This window comes from Variovorax sp. GW821-FHT06D12 (assembly GCF_059419205.1).
The window spans coordinates 39,353-65,180 of the sequence record NZ_JBWKRI010000011.1 but is presented as its reverse complement, the minus strand read 5'-3'; the positions used below and the strand labels follow the sequence as shown (position 1 = coordinate 65,180).

The 25,828-nt window shown below is 69.9% G+C and carries 21 protein-coding genes; 11 read left to right on the top strand and 10 right to left on the bottom strand.

What is annotated here, in order from left to right; translation table 11 throughout:
• Nucleotides 1–9: 9 nt before the first annotated feature.
• Genes AC07SQ_RS28375 through AC07SQ_RS28365 form a run of 3 tightly spaced genes read left to right on the top strand, consistent with a single transcriptional unit; the run spans nt 10 to nt 2,988 of the window.
• Nucleotides 10–969 carry an ABC transporter permease gene (locus AC07SQ_RS28375; RefSeq protein ID WP_369632305.1) on the top strand — a complete coding sequence of 320 codons (960 nt, stop codon included), beginning with the start codon at nt 10–12 and terminating at the stop codon, nt 967–969.
• Entirely contained in the window at nt 969–1,766 is a 798-nt protein-coding gene (locus tag AC07SQ_RS28370) for an ATP-binding cassette domain-containing protein (RefSeq protein ID WP_095744828.1), read from the top strand. The genes AC07SQ_RS28375 and AC07SQ_RS28370 overlap by 1 nt, the downstream gene beginning before the upstream one ends.
• A complete protein-coding gene (locus AC07SQ_RS28365) occupies nt 1,759–2,988 on the top strand; it encodes an ROK family transcriptional regulator (RefSeq protein WP_495272987.1) in 1,230 nt (409 codons plus the stop codon). The genes AC07SQ_RS28370 and AC07SQ_RS28365 overlap by 8 nt, the downstream gene beginning before the upstream one ends.
• Nucleotides 2,989–3,001: 13 nt before the next feature.
• On the opposite strand, the gene AC07SQ_RS28360 is transcribed toward AC07SQ_RS28365, so the two are convergent.
• Both AC07SQ_RS28360 and AC07SQ_RS28355 read right to left on the bottom strand, forming a co-directional pair.
• A complete protein-coding gene (locus AC07SQ_RS28360) occupies nt 3,002–3,433 on the bottom strand; it encodes a hypothetical protein (RefSeq protein WP_495272988.1) in 432 nt (143 codons plus the stop codon).
• The gene (locus AC07SQ_RS28355; protein WP_062475704.1) at nt 3,418–3,675 is read right to left on the bottom strand and encodes a hypothetical protein; all 258 of its coding nucleotides are present in this window, start codon (nt 3,673–3,675) and stop codon (nt 3,418–3,420) included. Before AC07SQ_RS28355 ends, AC07SQ_RS28360 begins: the two co-directional genes overlap by 16 nt.
• A gap of 199 nt (nt 3,676–3,874) precedes the next feature.
• Here AC07SQ_RS28355 and AC07SQ_RS28350 point away from each other — a divergent pair, with 199 nt between their 5' ends.
• From AC07SQ_RS28350 to AC07SQ_RS28325, 6 genes are all read left to right on the top strand, one after another.
• Nucleotides 3,875–4,516, top strand: a complete 642-nt coding sequence (locus tag AC07SQ_RS28350; protein WP_495272989.1) for a hypothetical protein — start codon at nt 3,875–3,877, stop codon at nt 4,514–4,516.
• 146 nt (nt 4,517–4,662) lie between these two features.
• Nucleotides 4,663–5,787: a 3-deoxy-7-phosphoheptulonate synthase gene (locus AC07SQ_RS28345; protein WP_159277427.1), complete on the top strand. Its 1,125-nt coding sequence runs from the start codon at nt 4,663–4,665 to the stop codon at nt 5,785–5,787.
• A 401-nt stretch (nt 5,788–6,188) separates the two neighbouring features.
• Nucleotides 6,189–6,713, top strand: a complete 525-nt coding sequence (locus AC07SQ_RS28340) for a Csu type fimbrial protein (protein ID WP_447743342.1) — start codon at nt 6,189–6,191, stop codon at nt 6,711–6,713.
• 33 nt (nt 6,714–6,746) lie between these two features.
• Complete coding sequence (locus tag AC07SQ_RS28335; protein ID WP_495272990.1) at nt 6,747–7,496, top strand: fimbrial biogenesis chaperone; 750 nt, start codon at nt 6,747–6,749, stop codon at nt 7,494–7,496.
• 25 nt (nt 7,497–7,521) lie between these two features.
• Complete coding sequence (locus AC07SQ_RS28330) at nt 7,522–9,846, top strand: fimbria/pilus outer membrane usher protein (RefSeq protein WP_495272991.1); 2,325 nt, start codon at nt 7,522–7,524, stop codon at nt 9,844–9,846.
• A complete protein-coding gene (locus tag AC07SQ_RS28325) occupies nt 9,834–10,808 on the top strand; it encodes a Csu type fimbrial protein (RefSeq protein WP_369647528.1) in 975 nt (324 codons plus the stop codon). The genes AC07SQ_RS28330 and AC07SQ_RS28325 overlap by 13 nt, the downstream gene beginning before the upstream one ends.
• Before the next feature lie 33 nt (nt 10,809–10,841).
• On the opposite strand, the gene map is transcribed toward AC07SQ_RS28325, so the two are convergent.
• From map to AC07SQ_RS28290, 7 genes are all read right to left on the bottom strand, one after another.
• On the bottom strand, nt 10,842–11,633 hold the full coding sequence (gene map, locus AC07SQ_RS28320) for a type I methionyl aminopeptidase (RefSeq protein WP_495272992.1): 792 nt from the start codon (nt 11,631–11,633) through the stop codon (nt 10,842–10,844).
• The gene (locus AC07SQ_RS28315) at nt 11,633–11,893 is read right to left on the bottom strand and encodes a ParD-like family protein (RefSeq protein WP_495272993.1); all 261 of its coding nucleotides are present in this window, start codon (nt 11,891–11,893) and stop codon (nt 11,633–11,635) included. The genes map and AC07SQ_RS28315 overlap by 1 nt, the downstream gene beginning before the upstream one ends.
• A gap of 67 nt (nt 11,894–11,960) precedes the next feature.
• Nucleotides 11,961–12,365 carry a DUF6194 family protein gene (locus tag AC07SQ_RS28310; protein ID WP_495272994.1) on the bottom strand — a complete coding sequence of 135 codons (405 nt, stop codon included), beginning with the start codon at nt 12,363–12,365 and terminating at the stop codon, nt 11,961–11,963.
• Between the two features lie 15 nt (nt 12,366–12,380).
• Nucleotides 12,381–13,400 (bottom strand): Bug family tripartite tricarboxylate transporter substrate binding protein, encoded by a 1,020-nt coding sequence (locus tag AC07SQ_RS28305; RefSeq protein WP_495272995.1) that lies wholly within the window; start codon nt 13,398–13,400, stop codon nt 12,381–12,383.
• Nucleotides 13,401–13,423: 23 nt separating this feature from the next.
• Nucleotides 13,424–14,839 (bottom strand): sensor histidine kinase, encoded by a 1,416-nt coding sequence (locus AC07SQ_RS28300; protein WP_495272996.1) that lies wholly within the window; start codon nt 14,837–14,839, stop codon nt 13,424–13,426.
• On the bottom strand, nt 14,840–15,505 hold the full coding sequence (locus AC07SQ_RS28295; RefSeq protein ID WP_062482520.1) for a response regulator: 666 nt from the start codon (nt 15,503–15,505) through the stop codon (nt 14,840–14,842).
• Between the two features lie 26 nt (nt 15,506–15,531).
• On the bottom strand, nt 15,532–16,539 hold the full coding sequence (locus AC07SQ_RS28290) for a Bug family tripartite tricarboxylate transporter substrate binding protein (RefSeq protein ID WP_492685306.1): 1,008 nt from the start codon (nt 16,537–16,539) through the stop codon (nt 15,532–15,534).
• 277 nt (nt 16,540–16,816) lie between these two features.
• On the opposite strand from AC07SQ_RS28290, the gene AC07SQ_RS28285 reads away from it, so the two are divergent.
• Nucleotides 16,817–23,794, top strand: a complete 6,978-nt coding sequence (locus tag AC07SQ_RS28285) for an autotransporter outer membrane beta-barrel domain-containing protein (RefSeq protein WP_495272997.1) — start codon at nt 16,817–16,819, stop codon at nt 23,792–23,794.
• 91 nt (nt 23,795–23,885) lie between these two features.
• On the opposite strand, the gene AC07SQ_RS28280 is transcribed toward AC07SQ_RS28285, so the two are convergent.
• Nucleotides 23,886–24,680, bottom strand: coding sequence for an IclR family transcriptional regulator domain-containing protein (locus AC07SQ_RS28280; RefSeq protein ID WP_056573982.1), 795 nt, complete (start codon nt 24,678–24,680; stop codon nt 23,886–23,888).
• A gap of 199 nt (nt 24,681–24,879) precedes the next feature.
• Here AC07SQ_RS28280 and AC07SQ_RS28275 point away from each other — a divergent pair, with 199 nt between their 5' ends.
• Nucleotides 24,880–25,803 (top strand): shikimate dehydrogenase family protein, encoded by a 924-nt coding sequence (locus AC07SQ_RS28275; protein WP_495272998.1) that lies wholly within the window; start codon nt 24,880–24,882, stop codon nt 25,801–25,803.
• Nucleotides 25,804–25,828 lie beyond the last annotated feature (25 nt).

Here is a 25,828-nt window from a genome sequence, read left to right as displayed (position 1 = left end):
GGCACACCGATGGCGAAATCTCCGACGCACCACATCCCGTGGGGCGCCCTCGGGCCGTGGCTGGCCCTGCTCGGCGCCTGCATCTTCTTTGCGACGCAGTCCGAGCGTTTTCTCACGGGCGGCAACCTGTCGCTGATCCTGCAGCAGGTGATGGTGGTGGGCGTGATCGCCATCGGCCAGACGCTGATCATCCTCACGGCCGGCATCGACCTGTCGTGCGGCATGGTGATGGCGCTGGGCGGGATCATCATGACGAAGTTCGCCACCGAGCTCGGCCTGCCGGTGCCGGTGGCCATCCTGTGCGGCATCGGCGTGACGACGCTGTTCGGCCTGCTCAACGGCCTGCTGGTCACGCGCATCAAGCTGCCGCCCTTCATCGTGACGCTGGGCACGCTGAACATCGCGTTCGCGATCACGCAGCTGTACTCGTCCTCGCAGACCATCACCGACCTGCCCGCCGGCCTCACGGGCCTGGGCACCACCTTCACCATCGGCAGCGCCGAGGTGGCGTGGGGGTCGGTGCTCATGCTGGCGCTCTATGCGCTCGCGTGGTTCGTGCTGCGCGAGACGGCGGCCGGCCGGCATGTCTACGCGATCGGCAACAACGCCGAGGCCACGCGGCTGGTGGGCATTCCGACACAGCGCGTGCTGCTCGCGGTGTACGTGGCGGCGGGCGTGTTCTACGGCATCGCCTCGCTGCTGTCGGTGGCGCGCACCGGCGTGGGCGACCCGAACGCGGGCCAGACCGAAAACCTCGACGCCATCACCGCCGTGGTGCTCGGCGGCACCAGCCTCTTCGGCGGGCGTGGCATCGTGCTGGGTTCGCTCATCGGCGTGCTCATCGTGGGCGTGTTCCGCAACGGACTCACGCTGATGGGCGTGTCGTCGATCTACCAGGTGCTGGTGACGGGCGTGCTCGTGATCCTGGCGGTGGCGGCCGATCAGCTCTCGCGCAAGGGAGCCCGCTGATGAACACCGTGGCCAATCCCAAGATCGTGATGCAGGCCAAGGGCCTGGTGAAGCGCTACGGCCAGGTCACGGCGCTCGACGGCGTCGACTTCGAGCTGCGCGAAGGCGAGATCCTCGCGGTGATCGGCGACAACGGCGCGGGCAAGTCGTCGCTCATCAAGGCGCTGTCGGGCGCCATCGTGCCCGACGAAGGCCAGATCCTGCTCGACGGCGCGCCGGTGCATTTCCGCAACCCGCTCGATGCACGCCGCGCCGGCATCGAGACGGTCTACCAGGACCTCGCCGTCGCGCCCGCGATGACCATCTACGAGAACCTCTTTCTCGGCCGCGAACTGCGCCGCCCCGGCTTCCTGGGCAACGTGCTGCGCATGCTCGACAAGAAGAAGATGCTGCTCGAAAGCACGGCGCGCATGGCCGACCTGAAGGTCGGCATCCAGTCGATGACGCAGGCCGTCGAAACGCTCTCGGGCGGCCAGCGCCAGTGCGTGGCCGTGGCGCGCAGCGCGGCCTTCGCGCGGCACGTGGTCATCATGGACGAGCCCACCGCCGCGCTCGGCGTGAAGGAGGGCAACATGGTGCTCGAGCTGATCCGCCGCGTGCGCGAGCGCGGCCTGCCCGTGGTGCTCATCAGCCACAACATGCCGCACGTGTTCGAGGTGGCCGACCGCATCCACGTGGCGCGCCTGGGCAGGCGCGCGGCCGTGCTCAATCCGAAGAAGATCAGCATGAGCGACACCGTGGCCGTGATGACCGGTGCCATGACCGCCGACCAGTTGCCTGCGGAGGCGCATGCCTGATACCGACATCGACATCGTTGAACGCCCTTCGGCGCTGCTGCGTCCGCGCGGCTCCAACCAGGTGGGCATGCGCCAGTTCAACGAGCGCGTGGTGCTGCAGGCGCTGCGCGTGCACACCAGCCTGCCCAAGGCCGATCTCGCGCGGCTCACGGGCCTGAGCGCGCAGACCATCGGCCTCATCACCGCGCGGCTCGAGGACGACGGCCTCATCGTCAAGCAAAGCCGCGTGCGCGGGCGCATCGGCCAGCCCTCGGTGCCGCTGGCACTGAACCCCGACGGCGCCTTTGCCATCGGCGTCAAGCTCGGGCGGCGCGGCGCCGAGTGGCTGCTGATCGATTTCGCGGCGCGGGTGCGCGAGCACCACGCGATCCGCTACGAATTTCCGGACGCCGCGGCGCTGCTGCCCGTGATCGCCGAGCACATCCACCGGCTGCGCGACGGGCTCGGGCCGCTGGCCGCGCGCAACGTGGGCGCGGGGCTGGCGGCGCCGTTCCAGCTCGGCGGCTGGCACCGCACGCTGGGGCTGTCGAAGGCGCAGTCGGACGAGTGGAACCAGATGGACCTGCTGGCCGAGGTGCGCGCGCGCACCGACGTGCCCGTGGGCTTCGCCCGCGACACCGTGGCGGCCTGCGTGGCCGAGCTGGTGACCGGGCGCGGGCACGACCTCAAGAGCTTTCTTTACATCTTCGTCGACACCTTCGTGGGCGGCGGGCTGGTCATCAACTCGCACCTGCACACCGGCGCGCACGGCAATGCGGGCGCGCTCGCGTCGATCCCGATGCGCACCGAGAAGCCCTCCGAAGGCCTGTCGACGCAGGTGGTGGCCGAGGCGTCGCTGTGGGAGCTGGAGCAGCGCCTGCGCGCCGAAGGCCTCGACGCCACGGCGGCCTACGACGACCGCGCGCTCGAAGCGCCGTTCGCCGCGGCCACGCAGGCCTGGCTCGGCAGCGCGTCGCGGGCGCTGGCGCATGCCATCGTCAGCAGCACGGCCGTGCTCGACCTGGCCGACGTGGTGATGGACGGCTCGATGTCGCGCGCGCTGCTCGACGCGCTGCTGGTGCAGACCCGCGCGGCGCTCGCGCAGTGCAACTGGGAAGGCCTGTGGGCGCCGCAGCTGCATGGGGGCAGGGCGGGGGCGCAGGCCTGCGCGCTCGGCGGCGCGATGCTGCCGCTGCACGCCAACTTTGCGCCGGACCACGATGTGTTCTTGAAGGCGGGGTGAGCCGTTCAAGAGCTCAGGAACTCGCCGAGGCGTGCAGGTCGCGCGGCAACCGCAGCGTGCTCGCGCGTGCGCCCTCGGGGCACGGCCCGTCGGAGTAGGCCGCATCGCCCTCGGGCGTGACGCACTTGTGCACCTCGACGACGGCAGGCACGGACTTGGCTGCGGGAGCGATCACTGGGGGCTCGAAGTGCGTGTTCTTCAGCGTGGCAGGTTCCTTGGATGCGCGGGTCACCGCATCCGGGAGCGTTTCGCGGGCGGCCGATCTGTCGGGCTCGGCCTCGACCGGAACGACTGCCGTGGTCAGGAGCGCAGCACGCGCCGCGCTCTCGTGCACCAGGTCTTTCAAGGTCACATAGAAGAGCGACATCGCCACCAGCGCCACGCCCAGGCACGGGGCCCAGTACCGCCGGGGGTCGCCGGCCCGCGGGGTCAGCGCCGCGGCCATGCCAGGCCTCCGTTCTGCAACACGCCGGCCAGCTTCGCGATGCCGCCGGTGCCGCTCGCCGCCCGGCCGATCAGCGCGCCGCCGGCGGCGCCCGCGACGACTCGCATCAGGAACGACCGGCTGCGGCCCGCGGCCAGCAACAGCAGCACGCCGGCGCCGAGCACGACGAGGTGTTCGCCGGGGTAGTCGGCGCGCGCCGCATCCACCTGCTTGATCTTGTCGATCGTCTGTTTCAGGTCCATGGCTGAAGCTCCTTGTCGTGTTCAGCCGTTCTTACCGGTGAGCGCCGGGCTCCGCTGTAGGCCGGCGCCATGCGCGGTGACGGAATCCGCCGCGAAAACGCCGTGGAGAAAGCCGCATCGCACGGGAAGCGGGGCGCTCTCGATAATGCAACCCGCTTGTAGAGAACCCCACAGAAGCAGAGAACTAGAGAACCGCGAAATGAGTGCAGCAGATTTTCTTTTCGCCCCCGAGGTGCAAAAGCTCTTGATGGTCGCCTACGCGGCGCCCCAACAACCCTTGTCTTCCAGCGAGCTGGCCCATCGCTCGAAGCTCGACACGGCCGATGCGGAGCGCACCTTGGCGCACCTCGTCGGCAGCGGCATCCTGAAGAAGCAAAAGCCGAAGGCCGAGGAGGCCGAGACCTTCTCGATCGACCGCGCGTTCATCTTCCACGACGAACTGCGCAACATCGCGCTCAAGTCGTTTGCCGCGGCCGAGCCGGTTCGCGCGATGTTGCGCGGCAAGTTCAAGGCCTCGGTCGTGCGCGCCTTCGTGCTCGCGGAGGACGAAGACGGCACCCTGGAGCTGCTCGTCGTGCATGGCCAGTCGATGCCCGACGAAGCCACCCTGGCGGCCGCCTGTCGGAAGCTCTCGAAGAACATCCACCGTCACCTGAAGGTGCACGTCATCTCGAACGCGAAGTTCAACGGCCTCACGCCGCGCGATGCGCTCATGCCGAAACCCGCGGCGCTCGAGATCATCAAGCCCGGGGATACGAAGGCGCCGCTGCCCGTCGAGAAGGTCGGCCTCTTGCAGAGCGCGAGGAAGAAGTTGGCGACGCTGTCGCGTTCGTCGGCGTGATCGCCTGGCTTTTGTCCTGTGAGGCCAGCGGCCGTTGCAGGCCGCGACGGACCCCGACGTGTTCCTGAAGGCGGCCTGAGCCGGGGAGGAGGGCGCGCTGGGGGACAATCGAAGCAACCCCCTCGACATCACAGCATTCCACGATCATGTCCCGCCTCGACGACCCCCGCCACGACGCCGAAGTCGGCTCCCGCGACAGCACCCTCGACACCACCCGCATCGACGACGTGCGCATCGGCGCCGTGCGTCCCCTCATGACCCCCGCGCTGCTGCAGGAGCGCGTGCCCGTGCGCGACAACACGCTGGCGCTGGTCGAAGGCAGCCGCGCGGCCATCGCCGACGTGCTGCACGGCCGCGACGACCGGCTGGTCGTGGTGGTCGGCCCGTGTTCCATCCACGACCACGACCAGGCCATCGAGTACGCGCAGCGCCTGAAGAAGGTGGCCGATTCGCTGCAGGACGACCTGCTCATCGTGATGCGCGCCTACTTCGAGAAGCCGCGCACCACCGTCGGCTGGAAGGGCTACATCAACGACCCGCACCTGGACGGCAGCTTTGCCATCAACGAAGGCCTGGAGCGCGCGCGGCGCCTGCTGCTGGAGCTGACCACGCTGGGCCTGCCGACCGGCACCGAGTTCCTCGACCTCTTGAGCCCGCAGTTCATTGCCGACCTGATCGCCTGGGGCGCCATCGGCGCGCGCACCACCGAGAGCCAGAGCCATCGGCAGCTGGCCTCGGGCCTGAGCTGCCCGGTCGGTTTCAAGAACGGCACCGACGGCAGCGTGAAGGTGGCGGCCGACGCCATCCTCGCGGCGCGTGCGCCGCATGCCTTCATGGGCATGACCAAGATGGGCATGGCCGCGATCTTCGAGACGCGCGGCAACGACGACTGCCACGTGATCCTGCGCGGCGGCAAGGCGCCCAACTATTCGGCGGCGGATGTCGCGTCCAGCTGCGAGGCGCTGCTGGCCAACGGCCTGCGCCCGCAAGTGATGATCGACGTCTCGCACGGCAACAGCAGCAAGCAGCACCAGCGCCAGATCGTGGTGGCCGAGGACGTGGCCGCGCAGATCGCGGCCGGCGAGCGGCGCATCACCGGGATCATGATCGAGAGCCATCTCGAGGAAGGCCGCCAGGACCTGAAGCCCGGCGTGCCGCTGAAGCACGGCGTGTCGATCACCGATGCCTGCATCGGCTTTGCGCAGACGGTGCCGGTGCTCGAGGGGCTGGCGTCGGCGGTGAAGGCGCGGCGGCGGTTGGCCAAGGCCTGAGGCTGACGAGGGGGCAGGGCGACTCCCTGCCGCCTGCGCCCGGGCGGGTCCGGGCAACGCTTTGAGCCGGCCCGCATCGACTTCCTGAGGCTGGGCAGCCTCGGGCGCCACCAAGCCCTGCGCTTGTTGCGACCACTTCCCCACCCGCTATCGACCGCACCAAGGCCTCCACTTCGCGGAGGCAGGGGGCGCTTTGACTGTGGTGGAAATGTAAACAATGCAAACAGTTTTCCAATTGTTACGAGAACTAGATCACGAAACTTGAGCCGAGGCGCCGTGAATCCGAGGGCAAACGAGCCGGTTGTGGGGCATCCTTGCGCCACTTTGTAGTCAAAACGTATGCAAAATGATTACAAAATACCGACCTGTCAGGTCTTATTGATTACATTTGGAGTGCTTTCATGCTCAAGCTCGCAGTCGCCGCGGCGGCCACCGCCACCCTCGTTTTCGCATCCGGTTCGGCCCTGGCTGACACCGCCGGTGCCAGCTTTCAGGTCAAGATGACCATCGTGCGCAGCTGCTCGGTGACCGCCGGCAGCGCCTCCGACATCAGCCTGGGCACCACCGTGCAGCCCACCGCCACCAACCAGACGGGCAACAACACCATCTCGGTCACCTGCTCCAAGACCACGCCCTACACCGTCGGCCTGCTGCCTTCGTCCACCAACGGCGGCACCACCGACGGCACGGGTGCCATGTCGTCCGTCGCCAACTCGGCCACCAACACCGACAAGGTGCCCTACGCGCTGTACTCCAACGCGGGCAACAGCACCGTGTGGGGCAACACCACCGGCACCGGCGCCAATGTCGTCGGCGGCACGGGCACCGGTGCGGCGATCACGCACACGGTCTACGCCAAGAACACCAACGCCAACTTCACCCCGGACAGCTACGCCGACACCGTCACGGTGACGGTCACGTACTGAGCCAGAGCTGAATCACCGAGCCAGAGCTGAATCGTGAGACGTGCACTTGCCATCCTCGGACTGTGGGGCGCATGCCTGCTTGGCGGCGGTGCGGTCCAGGCGGCCGGCCTGCAGGTCTCGCCGGTCACCCTGACCCTGGCGCCGACCCGGCAGGGCGATGGGCTCTGGCTGAGCAACACGGGGACGGCGCCGCTGGACGCGCAGATCCGCGTCTTCCGCTGGACACAGGTCGACGGGCAGGACCGCATGGAGCCGGCGGACGGACTGGTCGTCAGCCCGCCCATGCTGCAGCTGCCCACCGACGGGCGGCAACTGGTGCGCGTGATCCGCAACGGCCCGCCGCCCGCGGGCCCGGCGGAAGAGGCCTACCGCGTGCTGGTGGATGAGCTGCCCGTGCCCCAGGCGGCGGGCACTGCGGCGGACGGCAAGAAGAGCAACCTGAACTTCGTGATGCGGCACTCGCTGCCCATCTTCGTGTCCCCGGCGGGGGCGGAGCCGGCCCCCGCGCAGTTGCGCTGGAGCCTGCGGCGCGAGGACGGCAAGGCCGTGCTGGAAGTCAGCAACAGCGGCGGGGTGCATGCCCAGCTGGCGGACCTCGTGTTCACCGGCGCGGACGGCCGCGCCGTCGCCGCCTACACCGGCTTGCTGGGCTACGTGCTGCCCGGCGCCACCATGCGCTGGCCGCTGAAGACGTCGCCCGCCGCCCTGGCTGGCGCGGGTCGCTGGCAGGTCATGATCGATGGCAGAACGACGGACGCCAACCTCGCGCCGCTGGCGCGCTGAGCGGGCCGGGTTCGCTGCGAGGGCCTTGCTGGCTCCGTTTGCACTGGCCCTGACCACGCTCCCCGCCCACGCAGCGCCCGCCGCGCAGTCCGTGCCGGGGGCCATGACGCTGTACCTGGAGGTCAGCCTCAACGGCATGGCGCGCGGGCTGCACCCGTTTCGCCTGCAGGCCGGGGCCTTGTCGGCCTCCCGCGCGGTGCTGCGCGAACTGAGTTTCTCCCTGCCCGACAACGGCGCCGAATGGCTGCCCCTGCGCGACCTGCCCGGGCTGGTGGCCGACTACGACGCTGCGCGCCAGCAACTGAGCCTGACCGCACCGCTGGCGATGCTGCAGCTGCCCACGGCCACGGTGGGGCAGGCGGCAGTCACCGCGCAGCCCCTGAGCACGTCCACCGGCCTGCTGCTGAACTACGACCTCTACGGCACCCAGGGCAGGGGCGGCAGCGCCAGCCTGAGCGCCTTCGGCGAGCTGCGCGCCTTCCGTGGCGCCAGCGTGCTCAGCACCACCTGGCTGATGCAGCGCACGCACGACACCCAGGGCTGGAAGGACCAGTCCGTGCGCATGGACAGCACCTGGAGCATGGCTTTCCCCGACAGGATGCTCACCCTGCGCGTGGGCGACACGCTCACCGGCGCCGTGCCCTGGTCGCGCGCCACGCGCATCGGCGGCATCCAGCTGTCGCGCGACTTCGGCCTGCAGCCTTACCGGCAGACCGCGCCGCTGCCCAGCTTCATCGGTTCGGCCACGATGCCCTCGGACGTGGAACTGTTCATCGACGGCATCCGCCAGTACAGCGGCCAGGTGCCGGCGGGGCCCTTCCAGCTCAACGCGCTGCCGCGCATCAACAGCACGGGCACGGCGCAGGTGGTGGTGACCGACGCGCTGGGCCGCGCCGCCACGCTGAGCTTTTCGCTCTTCGACAGCAGCCGCCTGCTGGCGCCCGGGTTGAGCGACTGGACGGTGGACCTGGGCGTGGTGCGTCGCAACTACGGCCTGCGCTCCTTCGACTACGGCAAGCAGCCGGTGCTGACCGGCACCTGGCGCCGCGGCCTCAGCGACAGCTTCACGGTGGAAGCGCATGGCGAAGTGACGCGCGGCCTGGCGTTGGCCGGCGCCGGGGGCGTGTGGCAACTGGGCGCCGCGGGCACGCTGTCGGCGGCGCTCGCAGGCAGCCGGCACGACGCCGACACCCCCGGCGGCAGCCGCAGCGGCACGCAGACCAGCCTGGGTTACCTGTGGCGGCAGGAGCGCCTGTCGGTGGGCCTGAACGGCTCGCGGACCCAGGGCGACTACCGCGACGTGGCCACGGCCTACGGCGCGGCCCCGGCCAAGGGCAGCGCCAGCGCGAGCGTGGGCTACGACATGGGCGGCCTGGGCAACGTCAGCGTCAGCTACCTCTACCTGCGCCCGGTCGGGCAGAACGCGTCGCGCTACGCCAGCGTGAACTGGTTCCGTTCGATCGGGCGCACGACCTCGGTCTCGGTGGGCATGAACCAGAACCTGGACAAGCGCAGCGACCGCGGCATCTTCGTCGGCCTGAGCTGGTCGTGGGACGCGCAGACCAGCGTGAGCGCTGGCGTGCAGCGCAGCGGCGACCAGGGCACCGTGGGCACCGTCAGCGCGCAGCACTCCCCCCTCGGCGACGGTGGCTGGGGCTGGCGCGCCACCGCGCGCACGGGCGGTGGCACGACCGGCGGGCAGGCCGAAATCAACTACCTGGGCCCCTACGGCCGCGTGCAGGCCGGCGTGAGCGAGATGGGCGGCGGCCGCGCCAGCCGCTACGCCTATGCGGGCGCCAGCGGTGCGCTGGTGCTGATGGGCGGCGGGATGCTGGCCGCGCGGCGCATCGACGACGCCTTTGCGGTGGTGGACACCGACGGCGTGGCCGGCGTGCCCGTGAAGCTCGAGAATCGCCCGGTGGGGCAGACCAACTCGCGCGGGCTGCTGCTGGTCGTGCCGGTGAACGCCTACCAGAACAACAAGCTGGCGATCGACCCGATGGACCTGCCCGCCGACGTGCGCATCGAGCGCGCCGAGAGCCTCATCACCCCGGCCGGCCGGTCGGGCGCACGGGCGCATTTCGGCATCACGCCCGTGCGGGCCGCCCACGTGGCATTGATGGACGCGCAGGGCCAGCCGTTGCCGCTGGGCAGCCGCGTGCAGGTGAACGGCCAGGACGGCGGTGGTGCGGTGGTGGGCTACGACGGCTGGGTGTACCTGGACACGCTGGACGTGCGCAACACGCTGGCCGTGCGCACGCCCGACGGCGCGGTGTGCCGGGCGCAGTTCGACTGGCGGCGTCCCGAGGGCGGTGGTTTGCAGAAAGAGCGGTTGACATGTGGACGTTGAGATTCGTGAAACTGGCGCTGGCGCTCTCGTGGCTGCTGGGCATGGGCGCGGCGCATGCCGACCCGAGCTGCTGGGTCGCCAGCCAGCCGAGCTTCGCCTTCGGCACCGTGACGGCGTCGGCGGCGACGGACACCACCGCCACGGTCGGCTTCGCGTGCCAGAACGACACCGGCCAGACCATGTACTTGAGCTACTGCGTGTACGTCTCCCAGGGCAACGAGATCGCCGGCTACGCCCCGCGCTACATGACCAACTGGAACGGTTCGCAGATGGCCTACAACATCTACGCCGACGCGGCCCGCAGCGGCATCGTCGGCCCGCCGCCGGGCGGCGGCACCTACGCCAGCGCGGGTGGCACCTTCGTGCTGCCGGCCAGCGGCGGCAACGTCGCGTTGAACATCCCGCTGTATGGCCGCGTGCCGTCCGGGCAATCGCTGGCGGCGGGCAGCTACCAGGCCAACATCTACAACTCCGAGGTCGTCTGGGGCATGAAGAGCGGCAATGCGCCCGACAGCTGCACCGCGAGTTCGGCCAAGTACATCGGCAGGACGAACTTCTACACGCAGGTCACGGCCCTCTATTCCAACGCCTGCACCGTCAGCGTGGCGGCCACCGACCTGGACTTCGGCAGTGCCAGCTCGCTCAGCGCCGCGGTCAACGGCACGGCCGCCATCACCATGGCCTGTCCGCCCAGCACCGCCTGGAAGGTGGGACTGAGCAATGGCGTGAACGTGGCAGGGACGCAGCGGCGCATGGCGGGCGGCACCGGTGACTACATCCAGTACGAGCTGTACCGCGATGCCGCGCGTTCGCTGCGCTGGGGCAACACCGTCGGCACGGACACGGTCGACGGCAGCGGCAATCCCGGCAGCAGCATTCCGGTCTATGGGCGGGTGCCGGCCCAGACCAATGTGACGCCGGGCAGCTACAGCGACACGATCACTGTCACCGTGACCTACTGAAGAATCGCCATCGCCCCGGGGCCGGGCCGCGCATCAGATCGGCGCGTAAGTCCCCGTGCCGTCCGGCCAGGCCGTCAGCACCTCGTACCCCTCGGCCGTCACCGCCACCATGTGCTCCCACTGCGCCGACAGCGAGCGGTCCTTGGTCACGACGGTCCAGCCGTCGGCCAGCTGCTTCGTTTCGGCGCGGCCCGCGTTGAGCATCGGCTCGATGGTGAAGACCATGCCCGGCTCGAGCACCAGGCCCGCTCCGCGCCGCCCGAAGTGCAGCACCTGCGGTTCGTCGTGGTAGATGCGGCCGATGCCGTGTCCGCAGTATTCGCGCACCACGCTGAAGTGCTCGCGCTGCGCGACCGACTGGATGGCGTGGCCCACGTCGCCCAGCGTCGCGCCGGGCTTCACCTGGCGGATGCCGGCGCACAGGGCTTCGTAGGTCGTCTCCACCAGCCGGCGCGCGAGCACGCTGGGCGCACCGACGAAGAACATGCGGCTGGTGTCGCCGAACCAGCCATCCTTGTTGACGGCGACGTCGATGTTGACGATGTCGCCCGCCTTCAGGATCTTGTCGGCCGAGGGAATGCCGTGGCACACCACCTGGTTCACCGAGGTGAGGATGGTCTTCGGATAGCCCAGGTAGCCCACGTTGGCGGGAATGGCGCCTTGCACCTTCACGATGTGTGCGTGGCAGAGGCGGTCGAGCGCTTCGGTGCTCACGCCGGGCACGACATGGGGCTCGATCATCGCCAGGACCTGCGCCGCGAGCTGAGCGGCATGGCGTGCCATCACCAGTTCTTCGGCCGACCGGAGGGGAACGTCGTGTGCCATCAGTGCTGCTTGCCGTTCGTGGGGGCGCGGGGCTTGCCGGGTGGCGCCGCAGTGACTGTCGCGGCAATGTCCAGCCCGCCCGAGAGCTCGGCCTGGATCAGCAGCTGGCAGACCTCCCGGTAGTCCAGGTCGGGATGCATCTCGGTCAGCATGCCGACCCGCATCCAGTGCTCTGCCTGCGCATTGATCGACCGGCTCAGGGCGTTGCCCGCCACGCGCAGGTTCTCGTGCATCAGGTCCGAAATCTTGACGATGCCCATGGGTCACTTCTGTATGAAACGTATATGGATTGTATGCGTTTCATGTGGTCGGGTGTTGGGAGCCGGTCTACGCGCTCTTGTCCCGCGTGACCAGCAGGTTGCGGGCTTCCGCCAGCAGCGGCTTCACGGTCTCGAAGGTCGCGGCGCTCGGGTTGATCACGCTCACCCAATACATCTTGGCGTACACCGGGTGCGGCATCAGCCGGTCGATTGCGGTGTAGTCGATGTCGACTGGCGGCTGCTCGCCGAACAGCGCGCGAAAGGTGTCCTTGCCCACGCCGACGTTCAGGCGGAACACGCCGGGCCGGTTCAGCTTCGAGGCGCTGTCGAACTCGTTGTCCTTCGTCACGATCGTGACGAAGGGGAACTTGTTGTCCGCGCCGTGGAAAAAGAAGGTGTTGTCGTCGGCCACTTCGAAATGGCCGCCGCCGAGCATGTCGATGAGGTGTTGGGTGATGTCGTCTTCGGTCATGGGGATTGGATGAGGTCAAGGCTTCCAGCGTCGCAGGCCGAGCTCGTCGGCCAGTGCCTGGTAGGCCTTGATGCGCGCCTGCACGTAGTCGTCGAGTGCGGCGCCGGTGAGCGCGAAAGGATAAAGGCCGTGCCGTTCGCGCAGCGCCGCATAGCCCGGCGCAGCCGTGGCCTCGGCGAAGGCGGCGGTCCAGGCGCGCACGGCGGCGTCGGGCACGTTGGCGCTCAGGTAGACGCCGCGCACGGTCGGCCAGACGATGTCCGCGCCTTGCTCGCGCGCGGTGGGCACGCCGGTGAGCGCGCCGCCCAGCCGTGCTTCGGACAGCACCGCGAGCAGGCGCAGCGGCGCACCGCCGGCGATGGCCTGCAGCGCCTCGGCGGCGTCGCCGGGGAACGCATCGACGTGCTTGCCCTGCAGCGCGCCCAGCGCATCGCCGCCGCCTTCGAAGGACACGAAGCGCATCGCCTTCGGCGCGCCGCCGGCCGCGCGCACCAGCAGCGCGGCCTTCACCCAGTCCTGGCTGCCGACCGTACCGCCCGCGCCGAAGACCACGCGCGACGGGTCCTGGCGCAGCGCGGCGATCAGGTCCTGCAGGCGCCGGTAGGGCGAGTCGCGGTGCACGGCGACCACGCCGTAGTCGGTGCCCAGCGTGGCGATCCAGCGCACGGCCGAGGGCGGGTGCGGCCCGAAGCGGCCCTGCGCGAGGTTGAGCAGCGAGCCGCTGGAGAACGCAACCAGCGTGCCCGGCCCGCCGAGCTGGCCGCTCGCGATGCGGTCGAAGGCCACCGCGCCGATGCCGCCCGGCAGGTAGCGCTGCGCGAGCGGCGTGCGCGCGGGGCGCACGGCCTGCAGCGCATCGCGCGCCAGCGCGCAGGTCAGCGCGAAGCCGCCGCCGGCCTTGGCGGGAATCACGCATTCCGCCGGGCCCTCGGACACATCGCCCGCGGCCGCCGTCGCCTGCAGCGCGACAGGCGTGAGCCACGCGGACAGCGCGCGCAGCACATGGCGACGGGTGAAGGCGAGGGGGCGTGGCATCGAAGAAGAAGGAGGGCGGCGGTTCACCCCGCAGGCCGGGGCCACCAGATGATGGCATGCAGGCCCGGGCCGGCGCCGCGCGCTTCCAGCCGCAAGTCGCCACGGTGCCGCTGCGCGATGGAACGCACGATCGCCAGGCCGAGGCCGAAGCCGCCCTGGTCCGCGCGCGCGCCGCGCCGGAAGCGCTGGCCCAAGGTGGCGCGCTCGTCCTCGCTCAGGCCGGGGCCGTCGTCCTCCACGTTGAGGCTCCAGCCCGCGGCGTCGCCGGCCGCGAAGAGCGTGATGGTGCCGGCCGCCGGCGTGTAGGCGATGGCATTGGCCACGAGGTTGCTCAGCGCCTCGCGCAGCAGGCCGCGGTCGCCCACCGCGTGCAGCTCGGGCGAGGGCGTGTGGATGCCCAGGTCGATGCGCTTGGCGCGCGCCAGCGGCAGCAGGTCGACCGCCACCTCGCGCAGCAGCTCGGCGGTGTCGAAGTCGGCCGGTGCCACGGCCACGGTGTCGCTGCGGCCCAGCGCCAGCAGCTGCTGCGCGCTGCGCGTGGCGCGGCCGATCTCGGCGCCCAGCGCGTCGAGCGCGGCGCGCACCTGCGTCGGGTCGTCCTCGCGGCGCGCGTAGTCGGCCTGCATCTGCAGTGTGGTCAGGTGCGTGCGCAGCTGGTGCGAGGCGTCGTCCAGAAACTGCCGTTGTTGTGCGACCAGTTCCTGTGTGCGCGCCATCTGCTGGTTCACGGCGGCGACCAGCGGGCGCACCTCGGCGGGCAGGTCGGTCTCGGCGATGCGCGTGAGGTCGTCGGGCGTGCGCGCCTGCACCTCGCGCGCCAGCCGCGACAGCGGCCGCAGCGCCGCCGCCAGCGCCAGCGCGGTGCCGCACAACAGCATCGCGAGGATCAGCCCGTCGCGCAGCGCGGCGCTGCGCACGAAGCGGCTTGTGAACTCCTGGCGCGAGCGCGTGCTCTCGCCGACCTGGATCAGCACGCTGCGCCCGGTGCTGCCGGCCGGCGCGCGGTCCAGGTCGCGCCGGTAGGCCGCGAGCCGCACGGCCTCGCCGAAGTAGGTGGCGTCGTAGAAGGCCGGCACGCCCATCGCCGGCTCGACCGGCGGCGCGGGCAGGTCGGCGCTGCCCAGCTCCACCAGCCCGTCGGAGGTCGCGACGCGAAAGAACACCTGTCCGCTGGCCGTGAGCTCGAAGAACTCGAACATCGTGTACGGCAGCTCGACCGACAGCCCGCCCGAGGCCGTGGAGATGTTCGCGTCGATCGACTTGAGTGCGCCCAGTAGCGAGCGGTCATACGCCGCGTTGGCGGCGGCCAGCGCGTCGTGCCGCGTCATCCACAGCTCGATGCCCGTCACCAGCAGCAGGGCGGGGAACAGCAGCAGCGCGAGCCGCTGCCACAGGCTGGTGCGGCGCAGGCGGTCGGTGAAGCGGCGCAGCGCGCTCACTCAGTCCGCTTCCAGCACGTAGCCCAGGCCGCGCAGCGTGACGATGCGCACGCCGCTGCCATCGAGCCGCTTGCGCAGCCGGTACACCAGCACCTCGATCGCTTCGAGGTGCACCTCGTCGTCGTCGGAGAACACGCGGTCGAGGATCTGCTGCTTCGACAGCGGCTCGCCGCTGCGCTGCACCAGCGCGCGCAGCACGGCCTGTTCGCGCGGCGACAGGGCGAGCGCCTCGCCGCCCAGCGTGAACTGCCGGCGTGCGCCGTCGTATACCAGCGGCCCGCAGGCCAGGCGCGGATGCTCCACGCCGCGCGCGCGGCGCACCAGCGCGTGCAGCCGCGCTTCCAGCTCGGCCAGCGCGAAGGGCTTGGCGAGGAAGTCGTCCGCGCCCGCGTTGAGGGAGGCGACGCGCTCGTCCAGCGAGTCGCGCGCCGTGAGGATCAGCGCCGGCAGCCGCTGGTCGCGTTCGCGCAGCCGCTGCAGCACCGTGTGACCGTCCATGCCGGGCAGGCCCAGGTCGAGCACCAGCGCGTCGTGGTCGCGCTGCTGCAGCGCCCGGTCGGCCAGCCGGCCGTCGTCCACCCATTCGACCTGGATGCCCGCATGCTCCAGCGCCTTGCAGAGCCAGGTGCCCAGGGTGTGTTCGTCTTCGGCCAGCAGGATGCGCATGGCGCCGATGCTAGGGCCTGCGGCGATCAGTCTGGCTTGATGTTTGCCCGGGCGATCACTTTCTGCCAGCGGTTCTGTTCGGCGGTGATGAACTGCGCGAACTGCTCCGGCGTGCCGCCCACGGCCTCGGCCGCATCGGCCGTGAGCCGCTGCATCGAGTCGGGCGACTTCACGGCCTTCATCGTTTCGGCCGAGAGCTTGGCCATCTGCGCGGGCGTGATGCTGGCGGGCGCGAGCATGCCGTACCACTGCGTCATCTCGAAGCCGGGGAAGCCTTGCTCGGCCACGGTCGGCACGTCGGGCAGCTGCGCTAGGCGCTTGGCCGAGCCGGTGGCGATGCAGCGCACCTTGCCGGCCTTGATGAACGGAATGATCGCCGCCGCGCCGATGGCCGAGGCGTCGAGCCGGCCCGAGAGCAGGTCGGTCACCATCGGGCCGGTGCCGCGGTAGGGCACGTGCAGCATGAAGACTTCGGCCGTCATCTTCAGGTACTCGAAGGCCAGGTGGCCCGCGCTGCCGTTGCCGGCCGAGCCGTAGCTCAGCTTGCCGGGCTTGCTCTTGGCGTAGGCGATGAACTCCTTGAGGTTCTTGGCCGGCACGTCGGGGTGTACCACGTAGAGGCTGGGCACCTTGGCCAGCAGGCTCACGGGCTTGAAGTCCTTGTTCGCGTCGTAGGGCAGCTTGGCGAAGATGTAGGGGTTCACGGCCAGCGTGCCGATGTGGCCGAGGATCAGCGTGTGCTGGTCGGTGGCGCGCGCCACCTCGCTCATGGCGATGTTGCCGGCCGCGCCGGGCTTGTTGTCCACGAACACGCTCTGACCCAGCGTGCGCGACAGCTCGGCGGCGGTGGAACGCGCCACGATCTCCGAGCTGCCGCCCGGCGCGAAGGGCACGACGAAGCGGATCGACTTGCTGGGCCAGGCATCTTGCGCGCAGGCCATCGAAGGCAGCAGGCCGCCGAGGGTGAGGGCGCCGCCGGCTTGCAGCCAGTGGCGGCGGCTCAGGGGAACGTCGGTGGGGAAGCGGTCGGACATGGCTTGTCTCCAGTGTTTTTTGGATGGAAGCCCGCATCCTGCCGGGCGGATGCTGTCGGAATGCTGTCAGTGCCTCTCTGGATGGAGCCCGGTGGTCGAACGGGATGGCGTCGCGCTGCCGGTCGCGAACTCGCAATCAATGGCGCGGGCTTCGGAATGTTGTGGCTTCAAGACACTTCCTCGCCTTCCATTTGGTCCTTCACCGATTTCTCGCGTTCACGGGACCTCGAGTTCATCGGCTAGATAACATCGGTTTACAAAATTGGAGGAGAGACCTTTGAATCACATCTACCGCGTGATCTTCGACCGTCGGCTGGGCCGGTTTCGCGTTGCATCGGAACTGGCGAAGGGCTGCGGCAAGGGCAGCGGCACGGCGACAGTGGCGGGCGCTGCGCTCGCGTTTTTGGCGACCAGCTTCTTTCCGGCGCAGGCGGTGTGCACGGTTGCATTCAACGACGTGACCTGCGACGGTGCCGCCCCCCTGCTGGCGCCGGACTATGCGAACGGCGCCAGCAACCTGAACGTCACGGTGAACGCCGGGGCGACCGTCGGCGTGCTGCCGGGTGGAAGCGGCAGCGCAATGACGCTGACGGGTTCCGACATCAAGCTCACGAACAACGGCCAGATCGATCCGCTGCTGTTCGGCAACGGCACCGCGAACCTGTCCACGGGCGTCGTGATGGGCAACGGCGGGGCCAGTACGGCCACCGTCATCAACAACGGGACGATCAGTGGCACCAGGGATGCGTCCGTCGGCCTGGCCGGCCTGGCGCTCGCGCTGCAGAACGGCGGCGGCATCACGACGATCACCAACAACGGAACGATGACCACCGGGGCTATCGCCAAAGCGACACTGGCCGAGGCCGATGCAGCGGCGGTCGCCGTCTATGGTGGCGGCCAGATCAACATGGTGAACACCGGCACGATCACCGGCCGCATCGCGTTCGAGAGCCCGACTTCCAGCGGCAACAGTTTCACCAACGCGGGCACGATCAACGGCAGCGTTTCGCTCGGTACCGGGGCGCGCAACGACACCTTCATCGCGGCCACCGGCTCGTCCATCAACGGCGGACCGAGCCTGGTGTCGGCCACTGCGGTGGCGGCGCCGTCGGGCGGCACGCTGAACTTCGCGGCCGCCGGCACGGTCGATGCGGGCGTTGGTGGCACCGACACGTTGGTGCTGCGCAACGCCGGCGGTGGTGCTGGCTCGGGCGAGATCAAGGCCGCGCAGTACCTGAACTTCGAGAACCTCCAGGTCAACAGCGGCACCTGGACCCTGAACGGCCCGGTGGTCAGCGGCAGCGCCCTGCTCAACGGCGGCGTCGCGATCTTCGATGACGCAGGCGCCTTCGGCACCGGCACGCTGATGGGCAACGGCGGCGCGATCCAGGCCGCGGCGAACGGCCTCACGCTGGCCCAGAACGTGAACCTTGTCGGCAGCCTGACCGTGCAGGGCAACAACAACTTCACGTTGGGCGGCACCGTCAGCGGCATCGGTGGCCTCATCAAGAACGGCGCCGGCACGCTCACGCTGAGGGGCAACAACAACTTCTTCGGCGGCACGACGATCAAGGGCGGCATCCTGCAGATATCGGGCGACGCCAACCTCGGCGCGTTCGGCACGGGCCTGGCGCTGGATGGTGGCACCCTGCGCATCGCCGCGGGTTCCGCGCCGTCCTTCAGCATGCGCAACGTCGCGCTCGGCTCCGGCGGTGGCACGATCGATCTGGGCGACAACTTCTTCGGCGTGGCCGGCGCCATTACCGGCAACGGTTCGCTCACCGTCACTGGCAAGGGCGGCTCCCTGAGCCTCATGGGGGCCAATAACTACAGCGGCGGCACGGTGCTGCAGGACCGCGTGAGCATCTTCACCACCGTGAGCGGCGTGTTCGGAAGCGGCGCGGTGCAGCAGCAGGGCGTCGGCTCGCAGTTGATCTTCAGCGACAAGGCGAGCGCCGGCGGCAACGCGTACACGGTGGGCCGCGCCGCAGGCGGGGACAGCGGCAACACGCTGTCGTTCGCCCAGGGCGCCACGGCCGCTTCCTCGAAGATCACGCTCAATGGCGCGACCTGGCAGATGGGCGGCGCGAACGCGTTGCAGTTCGGCGGCAATTCAAGTGCCGATGCATCGACCATCACCAACGCGGGCGGGGCGATCAACTTCTTCGAGAGCGCCAGCGCCGGGGCGGCGACGATCACCAACGGAAGCAACAGCCTGTTGGCCTTCGGCCAGACGTCCACGGCCGGCAGTGCGCAGATCGTCAACACGGCCGGCGGGCTGGTGCGCTTCGTCGATGCCGCGACGGGCACGAGTGCCTCAGTCGCCAACGCCACAGGCGCCACGCTCGACGTGTCGGGCGCGACGGGCAAGCCCCCGCTTGAACTCGGTGCGGTTTCGGGTGGCGGCGCCGTCGTCCTGGGCGCCACGCAGCTCGCGCTCGGCGGCCTGGGCCGCAACGACACGATCTCGGGCACCGTCAGCGACAAGGGCAGCATCTTCTCGCAACCAGGTTCGGGCACAGGCGGCTCGATCGTCAAGGTGGGTGCAGGCACGCTCACGTTGAATGGCGCCAATACCTATACCGGTGGCACCACCATTGCAGCCGGCACGCTGAACGTGAACAACGTGAGCGGCAGTGCGACCGGCAGCGGCGCGGTGCGAGTGTTCGGCGGCGGGACGCTGGCGGGCAACGGCAGCATCGCGGGCGCGGTCACCATCTCCAAGGCCGGCGTGTTGTCGGCCGGCAACGGTGGTGCCGGCACGCTGACGCTTGGCAGCCTGAGCCTCTTCGAGGGCGCGGTGCTCAACTACGACCTCGGCCAGGCCGGCACTGACGGCGGTTCGCTCAACGACCTGGTCAAGGTCAACGGCAACCTGCTGCTGGACGGCACGCTCAACGTGGCGCAGTCCAAGGGCGGCCAGTTCGGTGCGGGCATTTACCGCCTGATCGACTACACCGGCACGCTCACCAACAACGGCTTGGACATCGGCAGCGTGCCGGTTGCGGCCACGGACCTTCAGGTGCAGACCTCGGTGGCCCAGCAGGTCAACCTGGTCAACCGCGCGGGCCTTGAGCTGAAATTCTGGGACGGCGGCGACGCCGGCAAGTACAACGACGGCAAGATCGCCGGCGGCGCGGGCACCTGGCGCGTGGGCGTGCCCGGCGACGGCTGGACCGGCGCCGACGGCAAGATCAACGCGGCCTGGGCGCAGGACCAGCTCGCGGTGTTCGGCGGCACGGGCGGCACCGTCAATGTCAGCAACGCGGGGGGCACGGTGCGCATCATCGGCGCGCAGTTCGCGGCCGATGGCTATGTGGTGCAGGGCGATGCGATCGAACTCGGCGCCTCGGGTACGGTGGTGCGCGTGGGCGATGGCTCGGGCACCGACACCACGCGCAGCGCGACGGTGAATGTCGCGCTGACCGGCACGGGCGGCCTGGTCAAGGACGACGTGGGCACGCTGGTGCTGCGCGGCACCAACACCTACACCGGCGGCACCACCGTCAAGGCCGGCGTGCTGGTGGGCGACACGCTGAGCCTGCGAGGCAACATCGTCAACAACGCCGAGGTCGTCTTCGATCCGAACCTGTTCATCGTTGGTAGCTACAACGGCGCGATGAGCGGCAGCGGCCGGCTGCGCAAGATCGGTGGCGGCATTCTGCTGCTGGGCAGCGCGAACAGCTACACGGGCGGCACCTTCGTCGATGGCGGCTTGCTCTCCACCGATGTCACCGGCGCCCTGGGCAGCGGCCCGGTGAGCGTCGCGGCCCCCGGCAGGCTGCTGTTCGGCATCAACGCCGATGCGGGCGGCGCGGCCATCTACAACCAGGGCTCGGTGCGCTTCCAGACAAAGGCAAGCGCCGGCACGTCGACCATCACCAACGCCGCGGGCGGGGTGCTGGACTTTGCCGACTACGCCTCGGCCGACAAGGCCACGGTGATCAACCAGGCCGGCGCGCAGGTGCGCATCGACCAGGCGGTCATCGGCGTGAGCTTCGGTTCGCTCAGCGGCGCGGGCGATCTGGTGCTCGGCGGCAGCGCACTCACGCTCGGCGGCAGCGGCGGCGACAGCACCTTGTCGGGCACGATCAGCGGCACCGGCGGTGCCGGGGGCTCGATCGTCAAGGTGGGCGGCGGCACGCTCACGCTGTCGGGCGCCAACACCTACACCGGCGGCACCCGGGTGACCGCCGGCACGTTGAGCGTGAACAACAAGAGCGGCAGTGCCACGGGCACGGGCAGCGTGCAGGTGCAAACGGGCGCCACGCTCGCGGGCAGCGGCACCATCGCGGGCACGGTCTTCGTTGCCGACGGCGGCATCCTCGCCGCGGGCAACAGCCCAGGCACGCTGACGCTCGGTGCGCTCGCACTGGGCGGCGGCGCCACGCTGAACTACGAACTCGGCCAGGCCGGCGTGCCCGGCGGCGCGCTCAACGACCTGATCAATGTCACGGGCAACCTGCAGTTGAATGGCACGCTGAACGTCGCGCAGTCGGCCGGCGGCACTTTCGGGCCAGGGTTGTATCGCCTCATGAGCTACGGCGGCACGCTGACCGACTTTGGCCTGGACATCGGCACCGCACCGGCCGGCACCAAGCTGGCCGACCTGCAGGTGCAGACCTCGGTGGCGAACCAGGTCAACCTGGTCAACCGCGCGGGCCTTGAGCTGAGATTCTGGGACGGCGGCGACAGCACCAAGTACCACGACAACCAGGTGGCCGGCGGCAGCGGCACCTGGCGCGCGGGCAACCCCCAGCCCTCGAAGGACGGCTGGACCGACGTGGACGGCAAGCTCAACGCCAACTGGGCGCAGGGCCAGTTCGCGGTGTTCGGGGGCAAGGCCGGCACCGTGACGGTCGACGGGGCCGGTGGCGCGGTGCGCATCGCGGGCGCGCAGTTCGCGGTCGACGGCTACACGGTCCAGGGCGACGGCCTCACGCTGGACAACGCCAACTCGGTGGTGCGCGTGGGCGACGGCATGGCCGGGGGCGCGGCCATGACCGCCACGGTGAATGTCGCGCTCTCGGGCGCAGGCGGCATCTCGAAGGAAGATGCGGGTCGGCTGATCCTCGGCGGTATCAACACCTACACCGGTGGCACCACCGTGAAGGGCGGCGTGCTGCAGGGCAGCGCCACCAGCCTGCAGGGCAACATCGTCAACAACGCTGAGGTCGCGTTCGATCAGGACAAGACCGCTGGCACCTACGCCGGCGTGATGAGCGGCACCGGCAAGCTGCGCAAGATCGGCGCCGGCACGCTGACGCTGGCCAGTGCCAACAGCTACAGCGGCGGCACGCTGGTCGATGCGGGCACGCTCGCCACCGACACCAGCGGCGCGCTGGGCACGGGCGCTGTCGGCATCGCCTCGGGCGCGGCGCTGCAGTTCGGCGGCAAGGCCGACGCGGGCACGCTGGTCATTGCCAACCAGGGCACGCTGCGGCTGCAGGACGGCGCGAATGCCGCCAGCGCCACGGTGACCAATGCGGCTGGCGCGCAGGTGCGCATCGACCTGGCCACTACCGGCGCGAGCATCGGCTCGCTCGGCGGTGGGGGCGACGTGGTGCTCGGCGCGAAGGCGCTGACCACCGGCGCAGTCGGCAGCGACAGCACGATCTCGGGCGCCATCAGCGGCGCCGGCGGTTCGCTCGTGAAGGTCGGAGCAGGCACGCTCACGCTCGCGGGTACGGCCAGCTACAGCGGCGAAACGCGCGTCGTCGCAGGCACCTTCAAGGCCGGCTCGGCCAACGCCTTCAGCGCTGCTTCGAGCGGCATCGTAGCCAGCGGCGCCACGCTCGATCTGGCGGGCTTCAGCCAGAAGATGGCAGGCCTGAACAACGCAGGCACGGTCTCGCTGCTGGGCAGCACGCCCGGCACCACACTCACGTTGACCGGCCCCTACGTCGGCAACAACGGCGTGCTGCGGCTGGCCGCGAAGCTGGACAACCCCGGCACCGCCGACCGTCTCGTGCTCGACGGTGCTGCCGCCAGCGCGAGTGGTCGCACGACGGTGCAGGTTTCCAACCTCGGCGGCCTGGGCGCACGCACCAGCGGCGCGGGTATCGAGCTGATCAGTGCACGCAACGGCGCGACCACCACCGCGCAGACCACCAAGGACGCCTTCGTGCTCTCGGGCGGCCATGTCGATGCCGGGGCCTTCGAGTACCGGCTGTACGCGGGCGACGCCAGCGGCGGTGGCGAGAACTGGTATCTGCGCACCGAGGCCGAACTGGGCGCTCCGGGCGTTCCAGGCACTTCCGGCGGTGCCGGGCTGCCGACCTACCGCACCGAGGCTTCGCTGTTCGCGGCGCTGCCCCATCAGCTGCGCCAGGGCAACCTGGGCATGCTCGCGAGCCGCAGCCAACGCGTCGGCGACGACGATGTGCGCGGCGGTGCGGGAGCAACGCCGGGCACCGACGGCAACAACCGTCGCGCCTGGGGCCGGCTGATCTCCACCGACATGGACATCCGCCAGGGCGGCACCGTCTCGCCGCACGGCGAGGGCCGTCTGACCGGACTGCAGGCCGGCACCGACCTGTGGGCCAACCCGGATTGGCGCGCTGGCATCTACGTGGGCCAGCTCGACGGCAACGCCCGCACGAGCGGCTTCAGCGGCGGCCTTCTGAACACCGCCGCAGGCAGCAACGATCTGCGCAGCCAATACCTGGGTCTCTACGGCACCTTCACCACTGAGGATGGCTTCTATGCCGATGCGGTGCTGCAGGCCGGTCGCCACCGCTACACGGTGCAGCCGCTCCTGAGTGCGGGCGTCTCGGGCAAGGGCAACAGCTTCCTGGCATCGATCGAAGTAGGCAAGGCCTTCGCGATCGGTGCGAGCGGCTGGTCGGTGGAGCCGCAACTGCAGCTGATCCATCAACGGCTGCGGCTTGACGACGTGTCCATCCCGGGCGCACTCGTGCAGCAGGACGCGGACAGCGGCTGGATCGGCCGCGCGGGCGTTCGCATCAAGGGCAGCTTCGCGACCGGCGCCGGCACGCTGCAGCCCTATGCGCGCCTGAATGTCTATCGCAGCGCCAAGGGCAACGACGTTGCTCGCTTCGTGAACCCGGCGGCCATCACGCCTGTCGGCGCGCCGATTGGTGGCACCAGCACCGAGCTGGCTGCGGGCTTCACGCTGGCGGTGAGCCAGCGCACGAGCCTCTACGGCGAACTCGGCAAGCAGTGGGCCACGGGTGGCGGGGCGCGGGTGGGCAGCTCCATCAATGCGGCGGCGGGCGTGCGAGTGAAGTGGTGAGCAGGTGAAGTGAGGCGGCGCGACGGAACTGCCTGTCGCGGCCGCTTCGAAAGAAAGCGTCGGCATGACCGACGCGCGCCACCGGTTCAGCTCAGATCAGGTTGCGCATCGCCTGTGCCGTCTCGCGCAGCACCGGCAGCACGCGGGCCACCGCGTCTTCCGAACTCTCGTGCCCCATCGGCATCGTGATGTTCAGCGCGCCCACCAGCGTGCCGTGGCGGTCGCGCAGCGGCACGGCGATGCCACGCGAGTTCAGGTCGAGCTGCTGCTCCGACAGCGCCCAGCCCTGGGCGCGGATGCGCGCCAGCTCGAGCTTCATGCGCTCCATGCTCGCGATGGTGTGCGAGGTGAACACCGTGAGCTGGCGCGTGGCCAGCCAGTCGTTCAGCTCGGCGTCGCTGCGCAGCGCCAGCATCAGCATGCCCGAGGCCGTGACCTGCGCCGGCACGCGCGCACCGAGCACGTAGCCGGTGCTCATGCTGCGGTTGGGGCCGTTGCGCGCGATGTAGACCACCTCGTCGCCGTCCATCACGCTCAAGTAGGCGATCTCGTTGGTGCCGGCCGCCACGCGCTGCAGGAAAGGCTGCACCACGCGCGGCAGCCGGGCCGATTCGAGGTACGACTGCCCCAGGCGCAGCACGCGCGGCGTGAGCCAGAAGAGCTTGCCGTCGCTGGCCACGTAGCCCATGTGCTGCAGGGTGAGCAGGTAGCGCCGCGCGGCGGTGCGCGTCATGTTCGTGCGCTGGCCGGCCTGGCTGGCCGTGAGGCGCGGGTTGGCGTCGTCGAAGGCCTCGATGATGCTCACGCCGCGCTCCAGCCCGGCGATCCAGTCGCGCTTGTCCAGGCCGGCGGGCGGCGTCGAGTCGTCGGGGCTGGTGCTGTTCATGGGCGGAAGTGTGCCCGCGTCCGGCGCGGCGGCGGGGCTCGAATGGCTAAGTAAAAACCCGCATTTTGATCGATTGACGTACTTTAAAGATCGATCATCGAACGTTTGGCGCTCCATGTGCCAGCAGGCCGCGCGCGAAGGGACTATAAAGCCCGCAGTTCCGCCCCGAAACGAGCGATTGACGAACGGAAGCACGCCCATGAGCCCATTCATCACTGGCAGCACCCAGGCCTACCTCATCCCCGGCGACCCGGTCCGCAACGTGCGGCTGCCGCGCATGTTCAACGCGGCCTTCGCGCGCTACGGCATCGACGCCGTGCTGGTGCCCATGCAGGTGCCGGTGCGCGACTTCGCGGTGTTCATGAAGTCGGCCTTCCTGGCGCGCAACGTGCGCGGCATGGTGATCGCGCCGCCGCACAAGCCGCGCGTGGTCGACCTGCTCGACGGCTGTGGCCTGTTCGGTCGCGTGGCAGGCTCGGTCAACGTGGTGCGCCGCACCGAGGGCGACCAGCTCGAGGGCGACCTGTTCGACGGCGAAGGCCTGATCGGCGCGCTCGACCGCTGCAACGTGCCGTTTCGCGGCAAGCGCGTGCTGATCCTCGGCGCGGGCGTGAGCGCCGCCGCCATCGGCGTGGCGCTGGCCGAAGGCGGCACGGTGAACGGCGCCGAGCACATCGCCTTCTTCGACACCGCCTCCGGCAAGGCCGCGGGCGTGGCCGCCAAGCTCGACGCTTTTTTCGACGCGACCGTGGTTGCCGTGGACAGCAACGCGCCCGAGGGCTACGACCTCGTCATCAACGCCACGCCGCTGGGCCTGGCCGAAGACGACGTGCTGCCGCTGGACGTGGCACGCATGGAACCGCACGCGGCGCTGTTCGACATCCTGCTGCGCAACCAGCCCACGCCGCTGGTGCGCGCGGCGCGGGCGCGGGGGCTCAACGCGCAGGCCGGCTTCGAGATGCTGGTGCAGCAGATGCCGCACTACTTCCGCTACTTCGGCCACATCGACGCGGCCGATGCGATGCAGGCCGACGCCGACTTTTTGCGCGAGCTCATCTATCCGCCGGCGATGCACGCCGAGATCGCAACCCCGTTGCGCTACCAATCCCCGAGCGTGGCCTGATCCCGCTCCTTCCTGAACAAGACGA